The organism is Brevinema andersonii, assembly GCF_900112165.1.
GTDB classification, from domain to species: Bacteria; Spirochaetota; Brevinematia; order Brevinematales; family Brevinemataceae; genus Brevinema; species Brevinema andersonii.
Genome location: NZ_FOKY01000001.1, coordinates 293,556 through 306,440, shown reverse-complemented (window position 1 = coordinate 306,440; position 12,885 = coordinate 293,556). Strand labels below are relative to the sequence as shown.

Genomic DNA, 12,885 nt, shown 5'->3' with positions numbered 1-12,885 from the left:
ATAGATTTAATATTCTTGTTATATTTTCAATAATTAATAGTTTTTTGTCGAGCCTACTAAGTAGTATGATCTACCTTGAAAAAGAATTCGTTCATTATCAACTATGCTGTGAATAATATTCTTATCGTTGAAAAATTCAATGCAGGTTCCCCAGGAATATATGTACTATTGAATCAGAATGACAACCTAAGGATTTTGATATTTGTTTACTTTCATTAGTTACACTAATTTCTTCATCTAATTCCAACACAAAAATCATTTTCTTGCTTTTTCGGTGTCTATCTGGAAAAATTCACGTTTTTTATTAACTCTGTATGCATACAGATATTTTTGAATTTCTTTTTCAAGATTTTTATAGTTACTTATTTCAGCATAATAATAGATTTCAAATAGTTCTGGAACTGCTGATGTTCTTGACATATCATTTCGGTGTTTTTCCATAGTATTTGTATCTTTGCTTTGTCCAATTTTTATTATTTTTTCTTTTCCGACATTCATAGTAGAGTTTGTTAGAATGTAAATGATGCCTTTTCCCCAGCAAATAAAGGAGAAAAACAAAGATGGTGATAAACAGAATTTTTTTCATTATTATGGCCTTTAAAATTTATAAATGTCTTGCTATATCCCCATTTTCCACCTGTAAAAATTATCGTTAAAATAAACAATGAAGCGGCCTTTTGGCCGCTCTATCAGGATTAAAGTGTTTTAGCAACAATTCCGGCCAAATTTGCCAGACGATTGGAAAAGCCCCATTCGTTATCATACCAAGCAAAAACTTTAACAGTTTTATTTTCCGGACCTCCTACTTTGGTAAGTTCGGAATCAAAAATTGCTGAATGCGGATCACCAACAATATCTTTCAATACAAGTGCATCTTCCGAGTATGATACTGTCCCTTTTAAATACCCTTCTGCTGCGGCTTTGATTACTTTGTTAACTTCGTCTTTGGAAGTCGATTTCGAGACTTCAAAAGTCATATCTGTGATCGAACCTACTGGTGTCGGAACACGCAATGCTCCACCGTCAAGTTTGCCTTTAAGTTCGGGAATAACAAGTCCAATAGCTTTTGCAGCGCCTGTCGACGATGGCACGATATTTTCTGCGGCAGCCCGTGCACGTCTCATATCACCTTTGCGGTGAGGGCTATCGAGAAGGTTTTGATCCATTGTGTATGAGTGTACGGTTGTCATGAAGCCGGAAATAATTCCAAAAGCATCGTTGATTGCTTTGGTAACTCCTGCCATTGAGTTTGTAGTGCACGAAGCGTTAGAAATAAGATTGGTATCTTTGGTAATTTTGTCCTGATTGACTCCGATAACCGTTGTTACATCAACATCTTCTCCCGAAGCAGCCGGTGCTGACAGAAGCACTTTTTTGGCGCCTGCTTTAATGTGCATGTTAAGCTGGTCACGCTTTGTGAAAATGCCTGTACATTCCATGACAATATCAACACCCATGTCTTTCCAAGGAAGCATTTCAGGATTTTTTTCAGCCAACAATTTGATTTTTTTGCCGTTTACAATAAGGTGGTCGCCGTCAAGTTTGGTTTCACCTTTGAACGGGCCGTAGCTTGAATCGAATCGGAAAAGCTGGAACAACATCGCCGGATCTGTAAGATCATTGATCGCAACAATTTCGTAATTACTGGAATAATTTTCCAAATATGCGCGCAGGGTGCATCGCCCAATCCGCCCAAAACCATTTATAGCTACTTTTGCCATAAAATCCTCCATAAGGAATATATTTCTATATTGATTTTAACATAAGATTTTTTTTTCGTCAAATTGCAAAAATTTTATCGCTGATACAGTCGCCATTCAGTGCCTGTTTGTGCTGTGAGTATTGCGTTTATCTTCTTGATATCAGGACCTGAAGTGGTTTGAAGACCGAGACCCGTCGATTTCAAAGCAATTCCAAAATATTCAGGTATCCCAACTGGACCTAAATTATCTTGTCGCAACACCTCTTGATTTGCTGATGTCGTATGATGTATTGAAAATTTAATATATTCTGAATCATCAGGGTACCTTGTCGGTAATTGTCCTGTAGATAATAGAAGTACTCCATATTTATTTTCAACACGGTCAAAAAAAAGATAGTAATCGCTATTTAAAGTAGCCTGTCTCTTCCAAATTGTGCCTTGAAGTTTTTTATACAAAGGTCCTGTAGCACTATAAGAAGGAATATGTGTGGAATCAGGTGCATTGCTTATTGAAACTGTGGTGAAAGGACTAAACATACAGCTTGATGTTGCTAGCAATGTTAATAATTTTTTCATGTATTAGCCTCTAATTTATCTTATTATACTTTATTTTAAGAGTCTGTGCAAGTTCGACGGATTGAAATTTTTTTCATTTTGTGGTATAATAATGGCATTACGATTAAGGAAAAATTATGCATCCGAAAGCAGGAGAAAAGCTCCGTATAGTTGCAGAGCTAGATGAAAAACTGAAAAATTTGGATCCTTCCGACCGAGAATATGGAAAAACCGCAAAAGAACGTGCTTCATACGATGATTTTATGAGAGCTCATGAAGCTTATGAAAAACTTCAAGCGTCCATAGCCGAAGCAGAAGAATGGATTGCATCAAAGAATCCTGAGTTGGATGAACTAGCAGAACTCGCAAAAGAAGAACTTCCCGCACAAAAAATAGAGCTTGAACGGCTTGATCAAGAAATTTTGTTACTACTCATTCCACAGGATCCCATGAAGGATAAAAGTGCGATCGTTGAAATCCGTGCTGGTGCCGGCGGCGACGAAGCAGCGTTGTTTGCGGGAGATTTGTTTCGTATGTACACTCGCTATGCTGAAAAACAGCGTTGGAAAATTGATGTTATTTCTTCCAGCGATCTGGGAATTGGTGGCTATAAAGAAATTGTATTTAATGTTTCCGGTAAGGGAGTTTATGGTGCACTCAAACTAGAAAGTGGCGTGCATCGAGTGCAGCGTGTGCCTATTACTGAGTCGGGAGGTCGGGTGCATACGTCGACAGCATCAGTTGCTGTACTCCCGGAGACCGATGAAACAGATGTTACGATTGACGAGAAAGACTTAAAAATTGATGTTTACCGTGCTAGCGGTGCAGGCGGTCAGCATGTTAATAAGACTGAATCTGCAGTACGGATTACGCATTTGCCTTCGGGATTGGTGGTTACATGTCAGGACGGTCGTTCTCAGATTCAAAACAAAGCAACAGCAATGATGGTACTACAGTCGCGATTGTACGATATGGAAATGCAGCGCCGGCAAAATGAAGAATCAGAAAAACGTAAAGCTCAAATTGGTTCAGGAGACCGTTCAGAAAAAATCCGAACTTATAATTTTCAGGAAAATAGAGTTACTGATCATCGTATCAAACTAACGCTTCACAAACTCGATGCTATTCTCGATGGCAGTCTTGACGAACTGCTCACAGCGCTTAAACAAAGCCAAGATGCTTTGCTGTTGGAACATTTGTCCTAGTGGAAACGATTAGAGCTCTCATCAAATGGGCACATCAATTACTTCCTGAAGAACAATTTCCTGAACGCAATGAAGAAATTACCCTCATATTAAAACATGTTTTCGGTGTGGAGCGTTATGAAATTTTGACACATAGTGGCGATACAGTTTCTTCTGAAAAGCAAACAGAATTTATTAGTATAGTGCGCGAACGGGCAACTTACAAGCCTTTAGCTTATATTTTAGGTTATGTTCCTTTTTATCATGATGTATTTCCGGTAAGTTCTGAAACCTTGATTCCACGCTCTGATACAGAATGCCTTATTGAGCAAGCACGTCTTTTGTTTTCTAAACCTCCTAATTCTGTTTTGGATATCGGTACAGGCACGGGAGTTATTGCTTTGTCGTTACGTAGGCTGTTTCCTAATTCTGGGATTACAGCATTGGATATCGTATCTGAACCATTTGAAAATTCCTGCAAAGCTTTAGATATTGATAATGTTGGTTTTGAAAGAATGGATTTTTTAGATAGGAAAAATTGGCAACGATTTTCTGGACAAAAATTTGATTTAATTGTATCTAATCCACCATACCTCAGCGAAGCTGATATGGAGCGTTTGGAGCCTCAAGTAAAAAATTTTGAACCCCAGACCGCTTTGTATGCTGAAGACCAAGGATTGTTATTTTATAAACAGATACATAATTTCTGCTGTGAATATCTAGCCGAAAATGGATACTGTTTGTTAGAGATAGATTATAAATGGCAAAATGTAAAAGCTTTGTTTTCTGAAAAATTTTTTATTTTTCCACCTATCAAAGATTTGAGCGGCCTAGAACGTTGTCTTGTTATTAAAGCTCAGTCTTAATACGGATCATCATTGGTGTTTTTATTTTCACCGAATGATCGTCACTGTCCGTGAAAATATAAATCATATCACGATTCACTTCAAGTAAGTTTGTTGAAACTTCTTCATTTATTAGGATTTCTGTACAAAATTTTTGACCTTTGTTTTTTAGAACCTTCAAGTATCCGGCAATAGGCATTTTTGATTTGATCTCTTTTAGTTTTCGGGGTGTTAATTTTTGAATGTCTTCAATGATGCCATTGTATATAAATAAATAAAAATTGCCTTGTTCCTGAAAATCAACAATTAATTCGATATCTGCTTCGGGTGTGGGTAGATACCAAATACCGTGCATATGTTGGTAAGGATCCTCTTGAGCGGATGTTTTTATGGTAGTGAGAAATAAGGAAAAAATAAAGACATATTTCATAGAAAGTTCTCCTTAAAAAAATAAAAAATTAATTTTTTATGCTGTCTATTTGTTTGGCAGAAACAAGGATAATAGTGTATAATATAAATAAAATTAAGTCAAGAGAAATGCTTATGAATCTTTTTTGTAAAATTTTATGGATGTTTCTATTATTAGGATCCTGTAATAGTTTTGGTGCCGAGCCTGTTGGTTCTGTCAAGGATGCTTACAGAAAAGGTCAATATCGTCAAGTGGTCAGAGAACTAGGCCGTATGGAATCTTTAACTCCCGAAGATACTTATATTCTTGCGCAGAGCTACAGCGCATTGAAAATGTTTGATCAAGCTTTGAAATATTTCTCACAGATCGATTATAAAACTTTTGCAGCTGCCCGTGAAACAGCATTTTTATATCCGTTTTTTGTGCAGGATTATCTTAATGTTCTCACCTCTAATCCGCGCCCTCTGGATGTCCAGGAAAAACTCAATATTTTCGACATAGCGGCGCTGGTGCCAAGTGAGCATCTTCTGCGTTCTGATATTGACCGTGTTTTATTTCGTGCGCTTTGGAATGAAGGCAATTTTATTGCAATGATGCTGGTTGATAAAAATTTGTCAGCTCAAGGGCGTGCGTGGCGAGAAATTGCCAAATTTCATTTAGGTCAAGCTTATGATCTCGGGGCTCTTGTGGAAGGATGGGATGGTTTTTCGCAACCGCAGGCTTATGGTAATATTCTACAGACGATAGATCCCGGAAATATTAGTGATCCCAAACAAGCAAAAGTTTTTGCAGAAGCTGCTCTTAAAACAAAATCACAACGCAAACGTGCTCTGGAGTTTGCTTCACGTTACCGGGAACTGTCCGGCGATCAAGAGTTTTTACTGCTGACGGAAGCTGAAGTTGCTCGTTTGGAAGGGGAACGGGACCGTGCTGCTTTAATACTTTATAGCTTTGTTATGAAAAATGATGCATCTCTGTCGTTTCATCAGGCTGCGCATCGTCAGCTAGTGCGCCAAAAAATGTATCCCAAAGCATATCGGGCAGCCCGAGTAGCATATCAGCGTTATGGTATCGAGTTTTCTACCGAGTATACAGATGCGCTCGAACAAAATAAAAAACCAGACCTCATTCTAAAATGGTATAAACAGAATTATCAGAATATTTCTCAAGATCTTCATAATCAAATTTTAAGGGCACTGATACGATCAGATATCAAGCGCGCTGAACAGGCTGCTGATCTTGGTGCAGAAACCAACAGTGATCATGGTGCTTTTCTGTTTATGCGCGGCCTTATCAAAGAACATCTCGGCAAAACCCAAGAAGCTTATAAGGTTTATTTGGATGTGATGTTTAAAGAGCCATTTGGATATGCTGGGTTGGTGAGCCGTCAGAAAGAATTAGCAATGCGTAGTAAATTTCGTCCTATTTTTGAAGAAAAAATTAGTAATACAGTCAGTATTCTAGAAAACTTAGGTCTTGAAAATAGACTGCTCATCAGTAAGGCTCTGTTGATTGACCCGGAAACTATGCCGCTTATCGATCGCAAACAGCTTCAAAAAGATCAAGTGCTTTCTGATAAACAAATGCTTAAAGCACTTAATGTTAAATCATTGCCATATTTGGAGAAGTTTGACAAGCGTTTGACGAATTTTTCGCACCAGTCATTAAAATATCTCGAAGCTGCTGTTGCTGAGGGTGGAAAAGATTCTGATGATCCGCACATCACTGCTAAATATTTTTACAAGTACCTCCAGCTTTTTGAAGATGCCGACATTTTAGGATATGTCATGTTTCGAATGTATTTTTATGTTAGAGCGGTTTTGGGTGCGTCCTATCTTCCTGTTTTTCCAAAAGAAATGGTAGAGCTTCTGTATCCAAAGCCTGAATATGCCTATATTAAAGAGCTGAGCGGTAATAATACGGATATTTCATTGTGGATGCTGTCTTCATTCCATGCGGAAAGCCATTTCCGAAAATTTGTCAGTTCGGGTGTAGGTGCTGTAGGTTTCGCGCAAGTAATGCCTTACACAGCTGTTGATATCAGGCGCTGGCTAAAAAATCCCGATCTGAACCTTTATGATGTGTTCGACAACATCGAAATGGGTGTTTTTTATCATAATAAGATGTTTAAGGAATACAAAAATAATCATATTTTTGCACTGGCGGCCTATAATGCAGGTCCTGGACGCATTAAGCATTGGCGCAAAGAGTATGCGAAAATTGCCAAAGATCCGTATTTGTTTGTTGAGGCGATTCCTTTCCGCGAAACCAGAAATTATGTTAAAATCATCACATACAATCATGCATTTTATCAGCTGCTGGATGAAAAGGGTGATATACTTTGGTGATCCTTAAGCGTATAAATTTTTATCAACCACACCGGTAATATTTTGAGTAATGTAGCATTCTGATAATTGGCAGTCTTCTATGCGGACGTTTTTGCTAACTATGGTGTCGCTGACTATAGTATCTTTTAAAAAGCTTTCTGCACCGATTGAAACATTAGGACCAATCGAAACATTTTCAAGAATTGCGCTTTTATCAATCCATACAGGTTCAAAAATTTGGACATTTTCAGGATAAGAATGAGGAATATAAGATCCTTTTTTTTTGAGTAATGTTTTGTTAGCTTGAATTAAATCTTCGTGATTGCCGCAGTCATTCCAATCGGTAATATTTAATGTGTTAAAAACGCTCCCATGTTCCATCATTAATTTCATAGTGTCGGTGATTTGGATTTCGTTTCTAGTCTGGATGTTGTGTGCAATTTGATGAGCCAAAGTGGCAAATACTTCTTGTGCAGACTGAAAGTAATAAGTACCTGTGATGATAGTTTTACTTTTGGGATGCTCGGGTTTTTCTTCCATCTCAAGAACAAAACCTTCAGGATCCGTTAGCACTACTCCAAATGATGATGGATTTTCAACATTCATAACAGAAATTCGATTACTGTCGGGACTAAGCATTTTTTTCCAGTCTATTGTAAATGTCTGGTCACCTAACACGACTAACATATTCTCGTCTTTGGCAAAAGCATCCCGGGCTTGGTATACTGCATGCCCCAAACCGTGAGGATTATGTTGTTCGATAAAACGGGCAGGCAGATTAGTGTAATTTTTGCGGATATGGGTTTCAATTTGATCTTTTAGATATCCTGTAATAAACACAAATTCTGTAGGCTGCAAAGGAATCAGGTCCTCCAAAAGATAATCAAGAATAATCTTCCCTGCCAAAAACATTAAAGGTTTCGGTATTATTTCTGTGTGGGGTAGCAAACGTGTACCTTTTCCTGCCAACGGTAGTACAATTTTCATTGCGAATCCTTAATGATTTTTTCCATCATATTGTATATCCTGCGTCCGTGTCCTGTAGCTTTGACGTTGTAAAGGGCTTCTGCAATGGTACCGTTCGGAGCGATAATAAAAGTGCTGCGAATCAAGCCCGTATAAATACGATTCATAAATTTTTTCTCTCCCCAAACTTTATATGCGTTAAGTGTTGATTTATCCGGATCTGAAAGCAGTAGAATATAGAGATCATTATTTTTGCAGAAATTTTGATGGCTTTCGATGCTGTCAGTATTAATACCAATAACATTCACCCCTAGTGCTTGAAATTTTGGTCTTAGATCCGAAAAATCAACGGCTTGTTTGGTACAACCGGGTGTATTATCTTTTGGATAAAAGTATAACACTAACCACTTTCCTTTATAATCGTCCAAAGACACCCAATTTCCTTCCATATTTTTGAGACGGAAATCCGGTGCTTTATCTCCCTTTTTAAGCATAATTTTCTCCTAATGGCGTTCTTCGCCTCGTTCTCTGAAAGTTAAAGTGATGGGCACGCCCGTGAATTCAAACGCAAGGCGTAGGCGTTTTTCCAGGAAGCGTGGGAAATCTTTACGCATATGGTCTTTTTTGTTGATGAAAAAAACAAAACGTGGCGGTGCTATGTAAACCTGAGATCCATAGTAAATTTTGAGCCGTGAAGCTGTACATTCACCTTCATACTCAATCAAATTTTCCGAAAGCCATTTATTGAGGGTGCCTGTCACTACACGGTGGTAAAAATCGTCTCTAACTTTGATAGCTGTTTCCAGCAGTTTATCAGTTTTGTAGTTATCTTTTGCTGAAATAAAACATATGGGGACATAATAAAATTCAGGCAATGCCCGTCTCATTTTACGTTCTACTTCCTTCATTAAATCCTGATTTTTTTTGCCTGTATTGTCTTGAGGTTTTATTAAATCCCACTTGTTCAAAGCAAAAACCATCCCGCGTTTTTTTTGAACAATCATGTCTGCGATCACTTTGTCTCGACGCGCGATTTCATCCGCAGAAGCATGTGCGTCAATCAACAAAACAACAACTTCTGCATGTTCAATGGCCTGCGCTGATCGGACCGCTGCATAATATTCAATATCGTTTTTGATTTTAGCGTTGCGTTTGATGCCGGCGGTATCTGTGATTCGTATCGTTCTGCCCTTAAATGAAATTATTTCATCAGTGGCATCGCGTGTGGTTCCAGGAATATCGCTGACAATCATGCGTTCATAGCCCAAAAGTGTATTGAGCAGCATGGATTTGCCAGCATTTGGGCGTCCTGCAATAGCAATGCGCACTTCATGGGGGTCCGAGTATTCACTCACATTGATATTATTATTTTCAAAAAGTTCTTCTATTTTTTCTAGTAAAATACTCAGTCCTCTTTTTTGAATGACGGAAATGGGAACCATATTTTCAAACCCAAGTCCGTAAAACTCTGCGGCAGCTTCTTCATAAGCCCGGTTGTCAGATTTGTTGGCAGCAACTATTGCTGGCTTATTTTCTTTTTTGATCAATAATGCGAGCTCTGAATCTAAAGGATGAGGATTTTGAGCATCAACTGTTAAAACAACTAAGTCAGCATTCTGGATTGCATACTGTACTTTATCCTGCGCAAGCGAATCCAAAATATTACTGCTTTCGAGGTAGCCTGCTGTATCCCAAACGGTAAATTCGGGAAATCCTTCCTGACGAGCTGTCCCTGAAATAATATCACGAGTTACGCCTTCCGTAGGATCGACAATAGATTTTTTTGCATTCACCAGAAAATTAAATAAAGACGATTTTCCCGTATTAGGACGTCCAATAACTGCCACTGTTGGCAGATGTTTTTTCATAATCAGCTCCGAATATATTATACAAAATTTTTGTCTTTAATACAAGGCTTTAAGGTGGTTTATCAGCTTTTTGACCACAATACGACGCTGTGTGTTGGGTGGAAAAATATATTTTTTAGTAAAAGAAATAACAAATTTTAGGATTTTTTTGTGATAGTTTGGCGATTTAATTTTTGTTTTCATCTGTAAAGCAGAAATTTTTTCATCCCGGAAAACATCCAAAACAGTTTTTTTATTGATGTACGGATCTGGATCGGTTAAACCAGACTTATCTAAAGTTTTCGAGCCTAACGCTTCAAAAAGCAGTTGCCATCGCTGAATTGAAAATTCAGTTTTGAAATTATTTAAACTATCTCGGGCTTCTCCGCCGAGTTTTTTACGTATTTTATCGTTAGTCAGCATTTCAATCAAAGCTTCTGCAAAATCTTTAGGATCATTTTTTTCCGTCGAAATGGCTCCGCTAAGAGTATTCATTTCAAGATAATCCATTTTAGTATAGACAGTTGGCACACCAAACGCTTTTGCTTCGATCCATGTCATAGGCATGCCTTCAAATTTTGACGGCATTGCATGGACTGATGCTTCCAGTAAAAATGGTGATGTGTCTTTATGGAATCCTAAAAAATTTACAGAATTAGCGATTCCCATTTTTTTCGCGGAAAGCTCGGTTTCAAGACGGATGTTACTATCGCCTACCATCATAAGCTGGGCATCGGGTACTTTTTTGAGTACTTCCCGAAATGCTTCAAATAAAAAATCCGTGCGCTTTTGCGGACAAAAACGTCCAATAAAGATAATATTTTTACTTTCAAGCGGTGCTTGTGGAACATTTTCGGGATCAAAGGTCAGCGGATTCGGAATGTAAACAGCAGGAACATTTTTTTCTTTCCAATAAATCTGGTCATATCTCGACAAACATACCAAAGCATCTAGATAAGGATAAACTAAATCTTCCGTGAAATATTTATCGGTATCCGTATAGAGATGACCTACTGCGAGGTTATGAAAACAAGGAACAAAAATAGTCTCTCTGAACCGAAAGTAAAGAAGATCAATATAACATTTTTCATTCAGATAGTTTTGATAGATGACAATGTCACAATTTTCGGTAATTTGGTCGAAAAAAGTGTAGCGATTATCTTTAGGAATAGAAATACATCGGATATTCTCCGATAATTTACGATCCAAAGACGAAGATGGCTGTTCTGTTAACACTAAAATATTATATTCCAACTTGTTGAATTCGTCTGCAAGAATCGCTGTGACTCGTTCGATGCCGCCGATTCCTAATGATTCGACTACAAAAACAATATTTTTAATTTTCCCAGGCTTTCGCGAGGGCATAGCTTGATATAATGCCAGCAAATATTGGTATGGAAAATATTTGCTTATTATATTGAAAATGTTTGATAAACCGTATGTTTTCCATAAATCGGAAAATTCTTTTTGTTGTGTTTCGAAATTTTTTATAGTAAAAAAATCATACAAAATAGAGTATATTTTTTTTGTTTTGGTATCCATTTAAGCCTCGTCCGAATATTATAAAGTTTTTGTTTCCCTGCTTGTCAATAAAATTCCCTCTCTGATGAGAGGGGAATTTTTTAATCGACTTGATCTACTTTAATGATGCGGTTTGAAATGCTGTATTGTGACTCCAAACGTTCCGAAACAGCTAAAGCTTCATCGAGATTATTGAAATATCCGATCCTTACACGGATAAGATTTTTACCGCTAATTTTAATGTCCGTAATGAACACATTAAATCCATATTTCCGTAACTTTTGATAAAGTGCCATAGCATTTTTTTGTTTGCTGAAGGCTCCTAATTGAATTACGTAATATTCCGAGCCAGATCCTTGTACAACAGGAGGCTGTGATGGAGTTTCGGTTTCAAAGACGGCTTCTTCCTCTTCGATACGTATTTCGGGCTCAATTTTAAGGCTTTGCTCGACTTGTGGTGTTTGCTGTTGAATAATATTGTACTGAGGTGCTTGTGGCAATACAGGTTTAGGTAGGGGGTCGTAGCCGATGTTTTGAGCAGGCATCCCAACTGTAGGTAGAGTACTCGATGCATTAACTTGATTTTGGAAATTCAACGGATCGTTAGATGTTTCAAATAAATCTGCAAAAGGATCATCTGTTTTTTCCTCTTCAAGAATTGCTATATTAGGATCTTGAAGACCCGGTGATGGCAACGGTGCAGCGATATATTCATCATCTTCACTAATTGTTATATTTGATAATGGGTCGTCTACTAAAAAATTCATGTTATTCGAAGAAAATCCTGTTGGAGGTGTTAATATAGGCTGTTCTATACTGGGAACAACAATCTGCTGAGCGCGAGCAGGAACTTCTTGTTCGGCGGCGGCAAAAAGATCATTGCTTCCGTCATCCATAAAATCAAATTCATCTTTAACTACAGGTTGAAATGATGCTTGAAGATCTTCTTCGATAGGAGTTGTTATTTCTTGAGTCGGAACTGGAGGAACAACAGGAGCTGCAGGAGTAGGATTGAAGTTTTGAGGTACATCCTGACCTTGGGTGGGAACAGACGCACGAATAGTCTCAGGAATGCTGGTTCCAAGTTCGATGATGGTTGCTTTAACGAAAGTTGTCCCTTCCGATAAAAATCCTAAAATTTCAGCAGCTTGTTTCGAAAGATCGAGGATGCGGTTCTCAGAAAAGGGACCACGGTCGTTGACGCGGACTTCGACTTTTTTTCCATTGGCTAAGTTTTCGACTTCTAAACGCGTTCCGAATGGCAGTGTCTTATGCGCGGCCGTCAAGCCGTAAGCGCTATAAATTTCTCCGCTAGCGGTAGGTTTACCCTCAAAGGCATCTCCGTACCACGAAGCTGTGCCGTAAATAAATTGAGGTGTCTGATTCTGCTGACCAAATCCCGGAGACGGAATAAAATTCCCCACAAAAACCAGTGAAATCAAGATTCGGGACGTCATCATTCTGACGAAATTTTTCATAGCATCCTCCAGTTGAATGCAAAACTATTGTTTGTTAAAATTTTTTAACAC

At 38.0% G+C, this 12,885-nt stretch carries 12 protein-coding genes; 3 read left to right on the top strand and 9 right to left on the bottom strand.

Going from position 1 to position 12,885, the window contains the following annotated elements:
* Positions 1–255 precede the first annotated feature (255 nt).
* The 3 genes from BM018_RS01565 to BM018_RS01555 form a co-directional block, all read right to left on the bottom strand.
* A complete protein-coding gene (locus tag BM018_RS01565) occupies positions 256–558 on the bottom strand; it encodes a GIY-YIG nuclease family protein (RefSeq protein ID WP_268750988.1) in 303 nt (100 codons plus the stop codon).
* A gap of 137 nt (positions 559–695) precedes the next feature.
* Positions 696–1,721 carry a type I glyceraldehyde-3-phosphate dehydrogenase gene (gene gap, locus BM018_RS01560; protein ID WP_092317666.1) on the bottom strand — a complete coding sequence of 342 codons (1,026 nt, stop codon included), beginning with the start codon at positions 1,719–1,721 and terminating at the stop codon, positions 696–698.
* Between the two features lie 74 nt (positions 1,722–1,795).
* A complete protein-coding gene (locus BM018_RS01555; RefSeq protein WP_092317663.1) occupies positions 1,796–2,278 on the bottom strand; it encodes a hypothetical protein in 483 nt (160 codons plus the stop codon).
* 116 nt (positions 2,279–2,394) lie between these two features.
* Here BM018_RS01555 and prfA point away from each other — a divergent pair, with 116 nt between their 5' ends.
* Together prfA and prmC are read left to right on the top strand one after the other, a co-directional pair.
* The gene (gene prfA / locus BM018_RS01550; RefSeq protein WP_092317661.1) at positions 2,395–3,462 is read left to right on the top strand and encodes a peptide chain release factor 1; all 1,068 of its coding nucleotides are present in this window, start codon (positions 2,395–2,397) and stop codon (positions 3,460–3,462) included.
* Positions 3,462–4,307, top strand: coding sequence for a peptide chain release factor N(5)-glutamine methyltransferase (gene prmC, locus BM018_RS01545; RefSeq protein WP_092317658.1), 846 nt, complete (start codon positions 3,462–3,464; stop codon positions 4,305–4,307). The genes prfA and prmC overlap by 1 nt, the downstream gene beginning before the upstream one ends.
* On the opposite strand, the gene BM018_RS01540 is transcribed toward prmC, so the two are convergent.
* A complete protein-coding gene (locus BM018_RS01540; RefSeq protein WP_092317655.1) occupies positions 4,291–4,716 on the bottom strand; it encodes a hypothetical protein in 426 nt (141 codons plus the stop codon). The genes prmC and BM018_RS01540 overlap by 17 nt on opposite strands.
* 113 nt (positions 4,717–4,829) lie before the next feature.
* On the opposite strand from BM018_RS01540, the gene BM018_RS01535 reads away from it, so the two are divergent.
* On the top strand, positions 4,830–7,043 hold the full coding sequence (locus tag BM018_RS01535) for a lytic transglycosylase domain-containing protein (protein ID WP_159428125.1): 2,214 nt from the start codon (positions 4,830–4,832) through the stop codon (positions 7,041–7,043).
* Between the two features lie 3 nt (positions 7,044–7,046).
* Here BM018_RS01535 and BM018_RS01530 read toward each other — a convergent pair whose 3' ends face one another.
* The 5 genes from BM018_RS01530 to BM018_RS08230 all read right to left on the bottom strand — a co-directional run bounded on the left by BM018_RS01530 (position 7,047) and on the right by BM018_RS08230 (position 12,834).
* On the bottom strand, positions 7,047–8,009 hold the full coding sequence (locus tag BM018_RS01530) for a sugar phosphate nucleotidyltransferase (protein WP_092317649.1): 963 nt from the start codon (positions 8,007–8,009) through the stop codon (positions 7,047–7,049).
* Positions 8,006–8,482, bottom strand: coding sequence for a thioredoxin-dependent thiol peroxidase (bcp, locus tag BM018_RS01525; RefSeq protein WP_092317646.1), 477 nt, complete (start codon positions 8,480–8,482; stop codon positions 8,006–8,008). Before bcp ends, BM018_RS01530 begins: the two co-directional genes overlap by 4 nt.
* A gap of 9 nt (positions 8,483–8,491) precedes the next feature.
* Positions 8,492–9,856, bottom strand: a complete 1,365-nt coding sequence (gene der / locus BM018_RS01520) for a ribosome biogenesis GTPase Der (RefSeq protein ID WP_092317643.1) — start codon at positions 9,854–9,856, stop codon at positions 8,492–8,494.
* A gap of 36 nt (positions 9,857–9,892) precedes the next feature.
* On the bottom strand, positions 9,893–11,377 hold the full coding sequence (locus tag BM018_RS01515) for a glycosyltransferase (RefSeq protein WP_092317640.1): 1,485 nt from the start codon (positions 11,375–11,377) through the stop codon (positions 9,893–9,895).
* A gap of 80 nt (positions 11,378–11,457) precedes the next feature.
* Complete coding sequence (locus BM018_RS08230; protein WP_092317637.1) at positions 11,458–12,834, bottom strand: septal ring lytic transglycosylase RlpA family protein; 1,377 nt, start codon at positions 12,832–12,834, stop codon at positions 11,458–11,460.
* Positions 12,835–12,885 lie beyond the last annotated feature (51 nt).